This window comes from Chromobacterium haemolyticum (genome assembly GCF_002081825.1).
Taxonomy (GTDB): Bacteria; Pseudomonadota; Gammaproteobacteria; order Burkholderiales; family Chromobacteriaceae; genus Chromobacterium; species Chromobacterium fluminis.
Genome location: NZ_MUKU01000019.1, coordinates 14,755 through 30,796 on the forward strand (window position 1 = coordinate 14,755; position 16,042 = coordinate 30,796).

The 16,042-nt window shown below is 64.3% G+C and carries 16 protein-coding genes; 7 read left to right on the top strand and 9 right to left on the bottom strand.

What is annotated here, in order from left to right; genetic code table 11:
- Positions 1-115 precede the first annotated feature (115 nt).
- Positions 116-847, bottom strand: coding sequence for a glutathione peroxidase (locus tag B0T39_RS14910; RefSeq protein ID WP_081547948.1), 732 nt, complete (start codon positions 845-847; stop codon positions 116-118).
- Positions 848-1,030: 183 nt separating this feature from the next.
- Here B0T39_RS14910 and trkA point away from each other — a divergent pair, with 183 nt between their 5' ends.
- The 7 genes from trkA to B0T39_RS14945 all read left to right on the top strand — a co-directional run bounded on the left by trkA (position 1,031) and on the right by B0T39_RS14945 (position 9,608).
- Positions 1,031-2,404, top strand: a complete 1,374-nt coding sequence (trkA, locus tag B0T39_RS14915; protein ID WP_081548053.1) for a Trk system potassium transporter TrkA — start codon at positions 1,031-1,033, stop codon at positions 2,402-2,404.
- Positions 2,405-2,406: 2 nt separating this feature from the next.
- Positions 2,407-2,799: an SMU1112c/YaeR family gloxylase I-like metalloprotein gene (gloA2, locus tag B0T39_RS14920; RefSeq protein WP_176219565.1), complete on the top strand. Its 393-nt coding sequence runs from the start codon at positions 2,407-2,409 to the stop codon at positions 2,797-2,799.
- A 3-nt stretch (positions 2,800-2,802) separates the two neighbouring features.
- Complete coding sequence (locus B0T39_RS14925; protein WP_176219559.1) at positions 2,803-4,257, top strand: TrkH family potassium uptake protein; 1,455 nt, start codon at positions 2,803-2,805, stop codon at positions 4,255-4,257.
- A gap of 80 nt (positions 4,258-4,337) precedes the next feature.
- The gene (locus B0T39_RS14930; RefSeq protein WP_254894566.1) at positions 4,338-6,233 is read left to right on the top strand and encodes a lytic transglycosylase domain-containing protein; all 1,896 of its coding nucleotides are present in this window, start codon (positions 4,338-4,340) and stop codon (positions 6,231-6,233) included.
- A gap of 70 nt (positions 6,234-6,303) precedes the next feature.
- The gene (locus B0T39_RS14935; RefSeq protein ID WP_081547953.1) at positions 6,304-7,251 is read left to right on the top strand and encodes a complex I NDUFA9 subunit family protein; all 948 of its coding nucleotides are present in this window, start codon (positions 6,304-6,306) and stop codon (positions 7,249-7,251) included.
- A gap of 13 nt (positions 7,252-7,264) precedes the next feature.
- On the top strand, positions 7,265-8,488 hold the full coding sequence (locus B0T39_RS14940) for a multifunctional CCA addition/repair protein (RefSeq protein WP_081547954.1): 1,224 nt from the start codon (positions 7,265-7,267) through the stop codon (positions 8,486-8,488).
- Position 8,489: 1 nt separating this feature from the next.
- Entirely contained in the window at positions 8,490-9,608 is a 1,119-nt protein-coding gene (locus B0T39_RS14945) for a 2-methylaconitate cis-trans isomerase PrpF family protein (protein WP_081547955.1), read from the top strand.
- A 12-nt stretch (positions 9,609-9,620) separates the two neighbouring features.
- Here B0T39_RS14945 and B0T39_RS14950 read toward each other — a convergent pair whose 3' ends face one another.
- From B0T39_RS14950 to motA, 8 genes are all read right to left on the bottom strand, one after another.
- Positions 9,621-9,929: a hypothetical protein gene (locus B0T39_RS14950; RefSeq protein ID WP_081547956.1), complete on the bottom strand. Its 309-nt coding sequence runs from the start codon at positions 9,927-9,929 to the stop codon at positions 9,621-9,623.
- On the bottom strand, positions 9,884-10,426 hold the full coding sequence (locus B0T39_RS14955) for a rhomboid family intramembrane serine protease (RefSeq protein WP_176219560.1): 543 nt from the start codon (positions 10,424-10,426) through the stop codon (positions 9,884-9,886). Before B0T39_RS14955 ends, B0T39_RS14950 begins: the two co-directional genes overlap by 46 nt.
- Positions 10,427-10,536: 110 nt before the next feature.
- Positions 10,537-11,097, bottom strand: a complete 561-nt coding sequence (locus B0T39_RS14960; protein ID WP_081547958.1) for a DUF2867 domain-containing protein — start codon at positions 11,095-11,097, stop codon at positions 10,537-10,539.
- 36 nt (positions 11,098-11,133) lie between these two features.
- Entirely contained in the window at positions 11,134-11,934 is an 801-nt protein-coding gene (locus B0T39_RS14965; protein WP_081547959.1) for a TrmH family RNA methyltransferase, read from the bottom strand.
- 5 nt (positions 11,935-11,939) lie between these two features.
- On the bottom strand, positions 11,940-13,265 hold the full coding sequence (locus B0T39_RS14970) for an HDOD domain-containing protein (RefSeq protein WP_043638683.1): 1,326 nt from the start codon (positions 13,263-13,265) through the stop codon (positions 11,940-11,942).
- Complete coding sequence (locus tag B0T39_RS14975; protein ID WP_231138213.1) at positions 13,252-13,995, bottom strand: class I SAM-dependent methyltransferase; 744 nt, start codon at positions 13,993-13,995, stop codon at positions 13,252-13,254. Before B0T39_RS14975 ends, B0T39_RS14970 begins: the two co-directional genes overlap by 14 nt.
- Positions 13,996-14,014: 19 nt before the next feature.
- The gene (gene motB / locus B0T39_RS14980; RefSeq protein WP_043593929.1) at positions 14,015-14,944 is read right to left on the bottom strand and encodes a flagellar motor protein MotB; all 930 of its coding nucleotides are present in this window, start codon (positions 14,942-14,944) and stop codon (positions 14,015-14,017) included.
- Positions 14,945-14,959: 15 nt separating this feature from the next.
- The gene (gene motA / locus B0T39_RS14985; RefSeq protein WP_039755446.1) at positions 14,960-15,817 is read right to left on the bottom strand and encodes a flagellar motor stator protein MotA; all 858 of its coding nucleotides are present in this window, start codon (positions 15,815-15,817) and stop codon (positions 14,960-14,962) included.
- Between the last annotated feature and the right edge of the window lie 225 nt (positions 15,818-16,042).

A 16,042-nucleotide genomic window follows, 5' to 3' on the forward strand; every position in this document is an offset into this window, starting at 1 on the left:
ACGCTGCGCATGCCGTCTCGTATCCCGGTAAAAAAAGGGCCGGACGGAGCATCCGGCCCGCAACAACTCCGGTGGCGTCAGGGCCCGAGCCACCGGGGACGAACACGGTTGAGGCTTACTTGGAGAAGTACTTTTCCACTTCGTCGGCGGAGCCGATCAGTTGGCCGTTGATGAACACCTGCGGCGCGGTCATCTTGCCGGCCACGGCGCCCAGCACCTTGCCGCGCACCTTGTTGTCCAGCGGCACTTCGACGAAGTCGTAGCCGTTTTCGCTCAGCACCGCCTTGGCGCGCGCGCAGTGCGGGCAACCCGTCTTGGAGAACACCACCACTTGGTCCGGCTTCTTGGCGCTGGGATTGACGTAGCCCAGCAGGGTGTCGGCGTCGGACACCTTGAACGGATCGCCCGGCTCTTGCGGCTCGATGAACATTTTGTCCACCACGCCGTCCTTCACCAACATGGAGTAGCGCCAGCTGCGCTTGCCAAAACCCAGGTCCTGCTTGTCCACCAGCATGCCCATGCCCGCGGTGAAATCGCCGTTGCCGTCCGGGATCATCACTAGGTTCTGTGCTTCCTGATCCTTGGCCCATTCGTTCATCACGAAGGTGTCGTTGACCGATACGCAGAGGATGGCGTCCACGCCGTTGGCGAAGAAGGCCGGCGCCAGCTCGTTGAAGCGCGGCAGGTGGGTGGAAGAACATGTGGGGGTGAACGCGCCCGGCAGCGAGAACACCGCTACGGTTTTGCCATCGAACAGTTCGGCGGTGCTGACATCTTTCCACTCGTTATTGTCACGAACACGGAAAGTGACATTCGGTACGCGTTGGCCTTCACGGTTTTGCAACATGGCGAGACTCCTTGTTTGGATTGGCTGACAGGTTTAATAAATCGATGGGTGCATTTTGATAGCTGAGAGCAAATTCGTCTAATTGATTGTGGCAAGGCTGATGATTTGCTTTTTTAATCGACAAGCAAGCGGCCGCACTAACCGTTAAAATTGCATAAACAAACCAACAATCAGGCCAACGCGGTGAAGATTCTGATTCTCGGCGGCGGACAGGTCGGCGCCAATGTGGCGGAGAACCTGCTTTCGGAAAACAACGACATCACGGTAGTGGATCAAAATGCCGCGCGGCTCAAACAGCTGCAGGACAGGCTGGACATCCGCACCGTGACCGGCAACGCCGCACACCCTCAGGTGCTGGCCGAGGCCGGCGCGGCGGACAGCGACATGGTGCTGGCGCTGACCCGCGACGACGAAACCAATCTGGTGGCCTGCAAAATGGCCGAGGCCTGTTTCAACATCCCCACCCGCATCGCCCGCATCCGCTCCAGCGACTATCTGGCGTCCAAGCACGGCGATCCGCTCGCCCACTTCGGCATCGAATCCGCCATCTGTCCGGAACAGATCGTCACCGACCACATCTATCAGCTGTTCGCCTACCCCGGCGCGCTGCAAGTATTGGACTTCGCCGACGGCAAACTACAGCTGGTGGTGTCCCGCGCCCATTCCGGCGGCCAGCTGCTGGGCATGCCGCTGCGCCATATCCGCGAGCACATGCCGGACGCGGATTGCCGCGTTTGCGCCGTCCACCGCCGGGACAAGCTGCTGGTACCGGACGGCGACACCGTGCTGGAGGAAGGCGACGAGGTCTTCTTCGTCGCCGCGCGCGAGCACGTGCAAGCCATGCTGAAGGAACTGCGCTTCAGCGAGCGACCCTTGCGACGCATCATGATCGCCGGCGGCGGCAACATCGGCTACCGGCTGGCCAAGCTGCTGGAGAACGATTTCAGCGTCAAAGTGATAGAAGCGCGGCCGGAACGCGCGCAATGGCTGGCGGAACGGCTGGAACACGCGCTGGTGCTGCGCGGCGAGGCCACCGACGAAGAGCTGCTGGACGCCGAGAACGTGGACGAGATGGACGTGTTCTGCGCGCTGACCAACGACGACGAAGACAACATCATGTCCACCCTGCTGGCCAAGCGCATGGGCGCGCGCCGGGTGGTGGCCCTGGTCAACCGCACCAGCTATGTGGACCTGCTGGAAGGCCACCGCATCGACATCGTGATTTCGCCCCACCTGTCCACCATAGGCTCCATCCTGGCCCATATCCGCCAGGGCGACGTGGAGGCGGTGCACCCGCTGCGCCGCGGCGCGTCCGAGGCGATGGAGGTCATCATCCACGGCGACGCGCAACAATCAAGGCTGACCGGCCGCCGCATCGATCAAATCGACATGCCCCACGGCAGCCACATCGTCGCGGCCATCCGCGGCGAACAGGTGCTGATGGCGCATCACGATATGACGGTGGAAAACGGCGACCATCTGATCATCTTCCTGTCGCGCCGCCGGGTGATCCGCCAGGTGGAAAAACTCATTCAGGTCAAACTGGGCTTTCTGTGACCATGCACCTCACCGGCTTGCACCACGTGGCGATCATCGCCTCAGACTACGCCCGCTCGCGCGACTTCTACCACCGCATCCTGGGCCTGCCGGTGCTGGCCGAGCACTGGCGCGCGGAGCGCCAATCCTGGAAGCTGGACCTGGCGATCCCGGGCGGCGGCCAGCTGGAGCTTTTCAGCTTTCCGTCTCCGCCGCCGCGCCCCACGCGGCCCGAAGCCTGCGGCCTGCGCCACCTGGCCTTCGCCTGCTCCGACATCGCCTCCTGCCGCCAAAATCTCTTGGCCGAAGGGGTGGCGGTGGAGGACATCCGCGTGGACGAATACACCGGCGCTCGCTTTTTCTTCTGCGCCGATCCGGACGGCTTGCCGCTCGAGTTTTACCAGCCGCGGAACTGAGACATGCGCAAGATACTCGCCATCCTCTACGTGCTGTCCAAGCTGATCATGCTGTTTTCCTGCACCTTCCTCGCGCCGGCGCTAGTCTCCATCCTGTACCGCGACGGCGCGCTGGACACCTTCGTCACCGCGGCCATCGCCGGGCTGGCCATCGGCCTCTCGCTGTGGTCCGCCACCCGGCGCTACCAGCGCGAACTGAAGCCGCGTGACGGCTTCATCCTGGTCACCACTCTGTGGGTGGGCTTCGCCATCACCGCCTCCTTCCCCTTCATGCTGGCGCGGCCGGACATGCCCTTCAGCCACGCCTTCTTCGAGGCGATGTCCGGCCTCACCACCACCGGCTCCACGGTAATCAGCGGACTGGACACCCTGCCGGCCTCGCTCAACTTCTGGCGCCATTTCCTCAACTGGATGGGCGGCATGGGCATCATCGTGCTGGCGGTGGCGATACTGCCCATCCTCGGCATCGGCGGCATGCAGTTGTACAAGGCGGAAACGCCGGGGCCGATGAAGGACAGCAAGCTGGCGCCGCGCATCACCGAAACTGCCAAGAACCTGTGGCTGGTCTACAGCGGCTGGACGCTGGCGGTGGCGCTGGCGCTGAAGGCCGCCGGCCTGAGTTGGCTGGACGCGGTGTGCCACGCCTTCGCCGCGCTGTCCTTGGGCGGCTTTTCCACCCACGACAACAGCGTGGGCGCCTTCGATTCGCTGCCGGTGGAACTGATCCTGAGCTTCGGCATGATCGTCGGCGCGATGAACTTCGCCACCCACTTCCTGGCGCTGCGCCAGCGCTCGCTGCGCGCCTATCTGCGCGACCCGGAAGCTAAGGCCATGTTGTGGCTGCTGCTGGGCAGCATTCTGGCGATGAGCGCCTATCTGTGGGCCCACCACGTCTACGACTTCCCCACCGCGCTGCGCCACGTCAGCTTCAATCTGATCTCCATCGCCACTGATAGCGGCTTCGCCAGCGTGGACTACGCGCGCTGGCCCATCTTCGTACCCTTGTGGATGCTGTTCCTGTCTAGCATCACCGCCTGCTCCGGCTCCACCGGGGGCGGCATCAAGATGGTGCGCACCCTGATGCTGAGCAAGCAGAGCGTCAACGAGATGACGCGGCTACTGCACCCGGCGGCGGTGCGACCGGTGAAAATCGGCGGCAAAGTGGTGCCGCAAGACGTCATGCTGTCGGTAATGGGCTTCATATTTGTCTACTGCATGTGCATAGTGATATTAAGCTTCGCGCTGATCGCCAGCGGCCTGGATTTTCTCAGCGCCTTCACCGCGGTGATCGCCTCGATCAACAACGCCGGCCCCGGGCTCGGCGTGGTCGGCCCGGCGTCGAACTATGCGTCGCTGTCCGACTTTCAAATATGGATTTGCAGCCTGGCCATGCTCTTGGGCCGGCTGGAAGTATTTACCCTGCTGATCCTGTTCACGCCGGCCTTCTGGCGCAAATAGGACGCGAAGAATTTACCCGCCGCGCGCGGGTCTGAACCAAAGCGGCGCCCAGCGCCGGATAATAAAGACGAAACCGGATCATGAACCCTATGACATTCACCGCCCCAAGCCGCATGCTCGCCCTCAGCCTGGCGCTGACGGCCGCCCTGCCCGCCTTCGCCGGCGCAGACGATGAACTGATCGCCGCCCGCGACGCCTTTCGCGGCAACAAGCTGGGACAGCTGGCCAGCCTGGCGGGCGGCATGCCGTCCAACTACCCGCTGAAGGACTACCCGGCCTACTGGCTGGCGCTCAAGGCGCTGGACGGCGACGACGACGGCCCGGCCCAAAACTTTCTGGCCCGCGTGGACGAAGGCCTGATGCCAGAGCGCGTGCGCAACGAATGGCTGAAAAAACTGGCGGCACGCGAAAGCTGGAGCCGCTTCGCCGCGGAATGGAAAAAACTGCCGCCAGAAGGCCGCGACGAAGAATCCAGCTGTTACGGCCAGCTCAACGAACTCAATCAGGGCAAGGCGCCCGCCGATCTGGACCGCTTCCTGGAAAGCCGGCCGCTGCCGGAGGGCTGCAACCGCTTGATCGCCGAGGCCGCGCGGCGCGGCGTCCTGAAACACAACTGGCTGTGGCAACGCGCCCGCCTGCTCCTGGCCGGCAACTACCTGAGCCAGGCGCGCCAACTGGCCGCCAACACCGGCCTGCCGCTGGACAACGCCGCGCTCAGCAAGCCGGCCAACGCCGATCTGTCCACCCCGGGCGGCCAGGAAGCGGCCGTCTACGACATCGTGATCAAGGGCAAGACCAATATCAGCAACGGCCTGGGCAAGCTGCTCGAACACGAAAAAACCTTAAGCAAGGAGCGCGCCGGCTTCGCCTGGGGCCAGTTGGCGCTGCTGTCCGCACGCAAACAGCAGGCGACGCAAGCGCTGCAGTGGTTCGACAAGGCCGACGCCGACCAGCTGACCGCCGAGCAATGGGAATGGTGGGCGCGCTCGGCGCTGCGCCTGGAGCAATGGACCCAGCTGGAGAAAATCATCCGCACCATGCCTGTCACCGTCAGCGCCAAACCGGCCTGGCGCTACTGGCGCGGCCGCTCGCTGCAACAGCTGGGCCGGCAGAACGAGGCGACGCCGCTGTTCAGCCAGGCCAGCATCGGCCACAACTACTACGCGCTGTTGTCGCTGGAAGAACTGGGCAACAGCCTGTCCACCCCGGCCAGCAAGAGCGGCCCCAGCAAGGACGACATCAAACAGATGAGCGAGGAGCCGGCGGTCAAACGCGCGCTGGCGCTGCTGGAGCTGGCCGAACGCCACGTCAAGCCCGAGTTCCGCGCCGACGCGCAGCGCGAATGGCGCTGGGCGATGCGCAACCGCAGCGACATCGAACTGCTGGCCGCCGCCGAAGTGGGCCGCCGCGCCAGCTTCTACGACATGGCCATCTACAGCGCCGAACGCACCAAGGAAGAACACGATTACTCCTTGCGCTACCTGACGCCCTACCGCGACGTCACCCAGCGCTACGCCAAGCAACTGGACATCGACGACGCCTGGGTCTACGGCCTGATCCGCCAGGAAAGCCGCTTCATCACCATGGCGCGCTCCGGCGTCGGCGCTTCCGGCCTGATGCAGCTGATGCCGGCCACCGCCAAATGGGTGGCCAAGAAAATCGGCCTGGGCCAGTACGCCGTCAACGACATCGAGACCAATGTGCAGCTGGGCACCTGGTATCTGCGCTATGTGCTGGACAGCCTGTCCAGCAACGAAGTGATGGCCACCGCCGCCTACAACGCCGGCCCCGGCCGCGCGCGCACCTGGCAAGCCGACCGCACGCTGGACGGCACCATCTACGCGGAAACCATCCCCTTCACCGAGACCCGCGACTACGTGCAGAAAGTGATGGCCAACGCCGCTTACTACTCCAGCACCTTCGGCCACGCCAACATCTCCTTGAAGAACCGCATGGGCGTGGTGCCGGCGCGCTGAACCTCCGCTTGGTCCCCCTACGGCGGACCAAGCCCTCTCCCACAAGTACCATAAGAAAGGGACCTCACTCATGACTTATCAACGCATCTGCGTCATCGGCGGCAGCGGTTTCATCGGCAGCTACATCGCGGAACGCCTGACCGAACAAGGCTGCCAACTGACTATCGCCACCCGACGGCGCGAACGCGCCAAGGCCTCGCTGCTGGTGCTGCCCGGCGCGCAGCTGGTGGAAGCGGACATTCACCGCCCGGAGGCGCTGAAACAATTGATTTCCGGCCACGACGCGGTAATCAATATGGTGGGCATCCTGCACGGCAACGCCGCGCAGTTCGACAAGGCCCACGTGCAGTTGAGCGAAAAAGTCATCGCGGCCTGCCAAAGCCTGGGCGTGCGCCGGCTGATCCACATCAGCGCGCTGGGCGCCGACGAACGCGGCCCCAGCCTGTACCAGCAAAGCAAGGGCCGCGCCGAAGCGCGCGTGCGCGAGAGCGGCCTGGAATGGACCATACTGCGGCCGTCGGTGGTATTCGGCCACGGCGACAGCTTCCTCAATATGTTCGCCAGCCTGCTGCGCAAAGCCCCCTTGCTGCCGCTGGCCGGCGCGCATACGCGCTTCGCGCCGATCTGGGCCGGCGACGTGGCCCGCGCGGTGGCGGCCAGCCTGTCGCGCCGCGCCGCCATTGGCCAGAGCCTGGACTTGGCCGGCCCCGGCGTCTACACGCTGGCCGAACTGGTGAGCCTGGTGGGCCGCCGCATCGGCAAGCCGCGGCCGGTGATCGCGCTGCCGCAAAGCCTGGCCATGCTGCAGGCCGCGTTAATGGAATGCCTGCCCGGACCTACGCTGATCAGCCGCGACAATGTGCGTTCGCTAAGCGTGGACAACATCAGCGACCAACCCTTCCCCTCCGCGTTGCTGGGCTTCAGCCCCACCGCGCTGGAAGCTTTGGCGCCGGGCTTGCTGGGCAGCGACGAATTCAATCTGCAGATGTCCGCCTACCGCCGCCAGATTGCGCGCTGAACGGAAAGAATCGATGCAATGCTATATCGTCGGCGGCGCCGTGCGCGACCGCCTGCTGAAACTGCCGGTAAAAGACCGCGATTGGGTGGTGGTGGGCGCCAGTCCGCAAGAGATGCTGGCGCAGGGCTACAAACCGGTGGGCAAGGACTTCCCGGTGTTTCTGCACCCGGACACCCATGAGGAATACGCGTTGGCGCGCACCGAGCGCAAAACCGGCAAGGGCTACCACGGCTTCGCCGTCTACGCCGCGCCGGACGTGACGCTGGAGCAGGACCTGGCGCGGCGCGACCTGACCATCAACGCCATCGCCGAGGCGGCTGACGGCAGCCTGATCGACCCCTACCACGGCCGGCGCGACCTCGAGGCCGGCGTCCTGCGCCATGTCAGCCCCGCCTTCGCCGAAGACCCGGTGCGCATTTTACGGCTGGCGCGCTTCGCCGCCCGTTTCGGCTTCGCCGTGGCCGACGACACCATGGCGCTGATGCGGCAAATGGTAGCGGACGGCGAAGCCGATGCGCTGGTGGCGGAGCGGGTATGGCAGGAATTGGCTAAGGGTTTGATGGAGGAGCGGCCGTCGCGCATGTTCCTGACCCTGCGCGCCTGCGGCGCCCTCGCCCGCGTGCTGCCGGAGCTGGACGCGCTGTTCGGCGTGCCGCAGCGCGCCGACCATCACCCGGAAATCGACACCGGCGACCACGTGATGCGGGTGCTGGACTACGCCTCCGCCGAGGGCCTGCCGCTGGCGGCGCGCTTCGCGGCACTAACCCACGACCTGGGCAAGGCGCTGACGCCGACGGAGGTGCTGCCGCGCCACATCGGCCATGAAACCGCCGGCGAAGCGCCGCTGCTGGCCTTATGCCAGCGCTTGCGCGTACCGGCGGACTGCCGCGACCTGGCGCGCATCACGCTATTGAGCCATACCAAAGTACACTGTGCTTTCGAATTAAAGCCAAGCACAATATTGCGATTGTTCAAGCAAACCGACGCCTTGCGGCGGCCGGAGCGCTTCTTGCTGATGCTGGACGCCTGCCGCGCGGATGCGCGCGGTCGCTTGGGTTTTCACGACCGGCCCTATCCGCAGGCGGACTACCTGTCCGCGCTGCTGGACGCGGCGCTGGCGGTGGACGCCGGCGGCATTGCCAGCCAGTGGGAAGACAAGCGCACCCTTCCGGAAGCGATAGACCGCGCCCGGACCCGCGCCATCGCCGTCCGCAAGGAGCAACTGGAGACGCACTGACATGGCTGCGATCTATCGCCTGCCGTCCACGCTGATGCGCGGCGGCACCAGCAAGGGTCTGTTCATCCGCGCCGACGCGCTGCCCGAGGACACCTCCTCTTGGGAACGCATGTTGTTGCGCGCCATCGGCAGCCCGGACCCGCACGGCAAGCAGATAGACGGCCTGGGCACCGGACGGGCCAGCACCAGCAAGGTGATGATCCTCAGCCCGTCGCGGCGCGAAGACTGCGACGTCGATTGCCTGTTCGGCCATGTGTCGATAGAGCACGCCTTGATAGACTGGTCCGGCAACTGCGGCAACCTCAGCGCCGCGGTGCCGCTGTTCGCGGTGATGGAAAAACTGGTGGAGCCGCGCGACGGCGTGGCCTCCATCGGCATCTGGCAGGCCAATGTCGGCAAGCGCATCATCGCGGAACTGGAAATCATGCATGGTCAGCCCGTCTGGCAGGGCGACTACCGCATCGACGGCGTCGCCTTTCCCGGCGCGCCGATCCGGCTGCGCTTCCTGGACCCGGCCGGCGGCAGTTCCGGCGAACTCTACCCCACCGGCAAGCTGGTGGACGAACTGGCGCTGCCGGACGGCAGCCGAGTGGAAGCCACCCTGGTGGACGCCGGCAACCCCACAGTATTCGTCCGGGCCCGGGATTTCGGTCTCAAGGGCGACGAGGAAATGGCGGCCCTGCAGGAAACCGCGCGCCACCGGCTGGAATGGGCGCGGGAAATCGCCGCCGTGGTCATGGGCTTGGCGCCCGACATCTTCGCCGCCCGACGCGAACGGCCGGGCTCGCCCCGAATCAGCCTGCTGTCGGAAAGCCGGGACGAGGATTGCCAGATCAACGCCCGCATCCTGACCTCCGGCCGCTCGCTGCACCACGCCTTCACCGGCACCGGCGCCATCGCGCTGGCTTGCGCCTGCGCCACCGAGGGCACGCTGCCGCAGCAAGTGGCCGGCGCGCCGGTGCGCGGCATGCCGCTGACCTTCAGCCACGCCAGCGGCAAGCAAACCGTGGAAGCGGTGCTGGGCCATTCCGCCGAATACGGTTGGACCATCAGCGAAGTGGTGATGACCCGCACCGCCAGGCCGCTGATGCGCGGCGAAGTTTACATCCCAATAGACTAGCGGCTTGCGGCGTCAAGGCAACGTGGGCTGCGCGGCCTGCTGTTGACGCAACTGCGCCGCCAGCTCGTTCAAATCTTCGGAACCCAGCGCCTGGCTCGCCTGATGCACGCCCAGGGCCGCCGCGCCCGCCAGAGCGACGAACACCAACAACCGTTGCAGCGGACGCCGCTTCAAGCGCTCCGACCAGCCCAGCGCGCCCAGCGGCAGACCGGCCAGGAGGCCACCGACATGGCAAGCCTGGTCAACGCCGGACACCATGAAGCCCATGCCCAGGTTCAACAACACCACTTGCGCCAGGGCCTTGCCCTGCGAACCGCCCATGTCGGCGTCGCTGAGGCCGGCCACGCACAGCGCTCCGGCCCGGACGCGCCCACGCTGGCCACCAGGCGGATGCTGCTCTGCATCAGCAGATTGGTCACCGGATGCGTGCCGTACCACCAAGCGCTGACCAGGCCCGCCACCAGGCCGGCGGAGAGATAAATGGCCAGGAAACCGACGCCGCCAAAGCGCTTTTGCGCCAAGGGTCCGATCAGCAGCAACATATACATATTGAGCAGCAAATGCATGGCGCCGCCATGCACGAACATGCTGCTCAACAGCCGCCAGCTGTCGCCGCCCAGGGTGAACGGCGCCAGATTGGCGCCCCAACTCACCAGCTGCTCGGGATCGGGCTCGGTCCAAGAAACGCCCGAGGCGCCCATCCAGACATAAACAATCAGATTGGCGAGCACCAGACCGATGGTGGCCCACTGCTGCCACAGAAAAGAAGAAAGCCCGCCGAAGCGGGAGGAGGGAGAGTCGAGCGCGGCTTCATTCATATGGTCTGGCTTCCTTTGCTTCAATTTGCCGTCTAAATATCTCCGGCGCATGATAAAGCAAACCAGCCAAAATAAAAACCAATCGCTACTCAATATTCATACTCAAAGACTCAAGCCATTGCCTCGCCGCGCAGCAACTCCCGCTCTACCTGCCGCAGCATGCGTCGGCGGATCAGGCCGCTGACCGGACGAATCAGATACCAGTACGGGGCGAAACGCCAACGGGTTGCCGCATCGGGACAATGCACGCGGGTCTGAGTCGATAGGCGAACGCCCTCGGCGACGGTTTCGCAATGGAAACTCAACAGCAGCCGGGCCACGCCCGGCTCATGCAAAGCCATGAAATCCTCAAGGCCGCCGATCTCGCGCAGGCCGAAGTCCGCGCGCCAGAAAGCGCCCGCCAGGCCCAAGGTCAATTCGCTATCGCCGTCGCGCGCCAGCGGCGTGAAACTGTGCATGCCGAACGGCGGGCGATTGCCGGGCAAAGCGCCGCTCAGACGGCCGGGCAGTTCACGCAGCGCCATGAAACGCCGCGCCCAGGGATCGTCCGCCGGCGCGATGCGCTGCACCGCGTCCAGCGCCGAGGCCGCATCCGCGGCCAGAATGCGGGAATGCGTCTCGACAAACTGATAGCTGGGCAGAATACGTTCCGCCAACGCAAAGCGCTCCATTCGTTCCTCTCCGTCTCTGGCGGCGGGCGGCGCGACTCAACCGGCCGCCGCCTCCAGCTGCCTCACCCGCTCGAACAAACACACCGTCGCCGCCATCGCCACATTCAGCGATTCCGCATGGCCCGGCATCGGAATCCTCACCCGCGCATCGGCCAGGGCCAGCGCCTCGGCGCTGACGCCGGCGCCCTCGTTGCCAAACACGAAAGCCACCGGCCCGCGCAAATCCTGCGCGTACAGCGAGGTGGAGCCCTCCAGATGAGTCACTAGCTTGCGGCCGTCGTAGCTCGCCAGCTCCGCGCACAAATCGACTTGTTCATGGATGTTCAACACGAAGTGCGCGCCCATGCCGGCGCGAAGCACCTTGGGCGAATACACATCGACGCAGCCCTTGGAGAGCGCCACATCGCGGACCCCCGCCGCGGCCGCGCAGCGCAAGATGGTGCCCAGATTGCCCGGATCCTGTATATCCTCCAGCATCACCCGGGACGCGCCCGCCGGGCTGGGGCGCGGCTGCGGCCGTGGGCACAAGGCCAGCAATTCCCCGGCGCTAGCCAGTGCCGTGGCCTTGGCGAGCACGGTTTCCGGCACCGTGATCACGACAGTCGGCGCGCTCAGGCGCCGCAACAAGGCTTGCACCTCCGGATGCGCTGCCGCCGCCTCGTTGAGATACACCCGCTCGGGCACGATGCCGGCGTCCAGACAGGACTCGGTCAGATGAATGCCCTCCAGCAACATCGCTTGTTGCTTGCGGCGTTCGCGCGGGCTCTGCGCCAAGCGCGCCAATTGCTTGATTTCGTCGTTATGGGCGGAGGTGATGGTTTTGCTGATGTACGACATGTGTCCTATTGCGGCAGCAGGGTCAGGCGCGCCACTAAATCCTTGAATCGGTGATAACTGTCCTCGTCGATCGCTTGGCCGCTATGGCCGTTGTCGACATAGAACACGCCGGACAGCGCGTGCCCGACAAACAGGGTGATCAGGGCGAATTCATTGTCCCCGACATGCTCGAAAAACAGATCTTCGTAGCGCCGCTCCAACTGCTGGCGTACCGAGGCCGGCGCGTGAAAACTTTGCGGCTTGCTGGTCAACACCGCGAAGAAGGAGCCCGGCTCCAGCCCCAAGGACAGCTTGCGCAACGGGTGGCTATCGCCCAAGCCCAACTGATAACGCAGTTTCAACGCATGCGCGTCCTGATCATAGCGGTAATACAGTACCCGCTCGAACTTGAGGTCGTTGGCCAGGTGGCGGATGGATTCGCGTATCGCCTTCTCCATCTGCTCGACATCGCTCAAAGCGGCGGTTTTCTGCAAACTCGGGCGCTTATACTCGCCTTCCAGCATCAACAGGCTGCGCACCGGGTACGTATAACCCACCGCCCTGGGGTGGCGCGCCACCGACAAAGCCGCGTGCACCACCGCCTGATGCGCCAGATACGGCGCGCAGCCTATCAGCTTGGCCGCGGCCTCCACCCCCACCTGCCAGGTGCTGCGCCAAGTGCCCTGCTCCAAAGAGTTGGCGGTGGCCATCGCCAGGCGCAGCAACTGGCGGCGCTTGGTCGGGCTGCCCGGCCCCAGCAAGGCGTTCAGGCCGGTCGGCAAAGGCATCAGCTTGATGAATTGCTCCAGCACCTGAGCGTAATCGCAATCGAAGGCGTTGGACATTTCCTGCAGCAGCGGGCGGTCCGGCAACTGATTGCGCTGCATCATGAACAAGCAGGCGGGCAGATTGTACAGCAAGGCGGCCACGAAACAGTCCTCCACCTTGTGATCGCCCTGCAAAGAGAGCCACTCCTTGATCAGCAAGGCCGCCACCCGGGAGCGGCCCAGCCAATCCTCCACGGCCTCCAACACCTCCACGTCCAGCTTGTCCGGCACCGCTTCCAGCGCCGCGACACGGCCAAAGCGGTTGGTGACCGCCTCCAGCCCCATCAGCAGCAGCGTCTGCTCCACCGAGGGGATGCTCTCATTGCGTTGCAAGGCGCGCGAACCGCCCACCACCCGAACCAAGTCCAACAGCAGGAAGGGATCGGACAAACAGAGATTGGCGAGGTCGGTGAAATTGATCAGATCGCTGTGGCGAGCGCAGATGTCCTTCAGCTCGCCCAGCGTATTGGGCAGAATCGGCCAGCGCCGTTCGGCGATGGACTTGATCCAGTTAGCAAGCTCCATGAGGGTGGCGCCAGATCAGTAGTTCGGTTTGCAAAGCGCCTCCCAGCGGGATGCGTTCATCGGGTTCGACATCGGGAACGGCGAAAGTATTGCTGACCAGCAGGCTGCCGGGCCGTCCCTCAGCCACAAACTTGCGCCAGACGCGCGCCATCGGCTCCGGGGACAGAAACACATAGACCGCATCGTACTCTCCCCACGGCTCCCGCCAAAAACTGCGGCAGGAGAACTCCAACCGCCGCGGCCGCCGGGCCAACCACCAGCGCGCGCGGGCCAACAGCCAACTGCCCCAGGCGCTTTCCAGCGCCCTCACCCGGAGATCCGGCCGCAACCGGCACAGCCAGACCGCCAGCCTGCCATCGCCGCAGCCGGCTTCCAGCAAGGCGGCCCGCCCCGGCAGGAGCTCGGCCAGGCGCTCCGCCGCCTGGGCCGAGGAGCGATACAAGGGCACACGCTCCAGCACGGCGTTGCGGCCCAGCGCGAAAGTCAGCGCCAACCCCAGCAAATACACCCAGGACGGCAAGGCCGCCTGATGCATCAAGGCCAGCGCGGGCACAAACAAGCCGTGCAGCAAGCGCTGCCAGCCGGGCAAACGCATGAAAATGGCCAAGGCCGCCGCGCACAGGCCTTGCAGGATCGCCCAACCCAGGGGCTGGGCGGCGGGCGCGACAAAAAACATCGCCGCCAACGCAGCCAGCAGTTGCAGGCCAAGATGACGCAAGCGGCTCAACAAGGCAACGCTCGCATCAGGATTATTTGGCCGGCGTTTCCGCCGGCGCGGCGGCTGGCTCGGCCCCGCTTTCCGCGGGCCCGCCGATCACTTCCTGGTTCATCTGCGGCTTGTAGCCGTCGTTGAGGATATTGCTCTCCGCTTCCTTGTTCAGCACCACAATGGCGATGCGCCGGTTTTCCGGGCTGAACACATTGGTCTTGACCAGCGGGTTGGCCGAAGACAGGCCCACCACGCGCAACACTTTGTTGTCCTGCAGGCCGCCGGCCACCAGTTCGCGCCGCGCCGCGTTGGCCCGGTCCGCGGACAGCTCCCAGTTGCTGTAACCGCCCTGGCCGCTGCCAAAGGGCTTGGCGTCGGTATGGCCGGAGATGCTGATCTTGTTCGGCATCATGTTCAACTCTTTAGCCAGTTGCTGCAGCAACACGCGAGTATGCGGCAGCATGCGCGAGCTGCCAGAGTCGAACATCGAGCGGTTCTGCTCATCGACGATCTGGATCTTCAACCCGTCCGGTGTGATCTCCAGCTTGAGTTGATTCTTGTACTCCTTGAGCAGTTCGCTGTGATCCACCGTGCTCTGGATCTTGTTCTGCAACTGCTCCATCGCCACTTTTTCCTGCTGCTTGCGCATGATCTCGTCCTGCGGCGAGCCCGACTTGTTGACCTGGCCGGTCTGCTTGGTCAAATCGTTGCCGCCGCCCTTGATCACGGAGGTGGCGTCGCCGGCGCCTGCGCCGCCGGACAGCGCCACTTTCAGCGGCGTCTTGAAGTATTCGGCGATGCCGTTCAGCGTGCCCTGCGAGGCAGAACCCAGCAGCCACATCAGCAGGAAGAAGGCCATCATCGCGGTCACGAAGTCGGCGTAGGCAATCTTCCAGGCCCCGCCATGGTGGCCGTGGCCGCCCTTCTTGATGCGTTTGACGATAATGGGCCGTTGCGATTCGTCAGCCATGATCGCTCCCCCCGCTTATTTCTTCGCCTGTTTCACGTGATCTTCCAGTTCCTTGAAGGACGGACGATCATGCGAAGCCAAGACTTTGCGGCCAAACTCCACCGCCACTTGCGGCGCATAGCCGTTGAGGCTGGCCAGAATGGTGACCTTGATGGTCTGGTACACCCGGGTGCCGTCACCCAGCTTGTGCTCCAGAATGGTGGCCAGCGGGCCGACAAAGCCGTAAGCCAGCAAGATACCGAGGAAGGTGCCCACCAGCGCGTGGGCGATCAGCATCCCCAGTTCGGACGGCGGCGCGCCCACAGACTCCATAGTGTGCACCACCCCCATGACCGCCGCCACGATACCAAAGGCCGGCAGGCCGTCGGCCAGGCCTTTAACCGCGTTGACGGGCACTTCGCCTTCGTGATGGTGGGTTTCGATCTCCACATCCATCAGGTTCTCGATTTCGAAGGCGTTGAGGTTGCCGCCCACCATCAGGCGCAGGTAATCGCAGATGAACTCCACGACATGGTGGTCGTGCAGAACAGTGGTGTATTTGGAAAAGACAGGACTAGCTTCCGGATTCTCGACGTCGGCCTCGATGGACATCAGGCCTTCCTTGCGCACCTTGGTCAGAATCTCGAACAGCAGCGAGAACAGTTCCATGTAGAAGGCCTTGCCATAAGGCGTGCCCTTGAACACGGTGGGGAAGGCCTTCATCGTCGCCTTCAGCGGCGCGCCGCCGTTGGCCACCACGAAAGCGCCGAGCGCGGCGCCCGCGATCATCACCACCTCCAGCGGCTGCATCAACGCGGCGAGATGGCCCCCCGCAGCGACGAATCCCCCCAGCACGGAGCCAAGAATTATGAGGTACCCGATTCCGACGAACATGCGTCAAGTCCTGTCTTTGTGATTTTTCGGATCGCTGCGATTTCCATTACAGCACGACTTTTATTCTATTCATAATAGAAAAAGCGGATTGAATTGTATCAACCCGCTTTCCCAGCTGCAAAAAACATGGAAGGTGATATTCACTAGCGCTGAAAAATGACGAAACCAAGTCGAGACACCGCCTTTAAACCACTAAGACAAAGTCATTTTCAGGCAAGCGCCCGC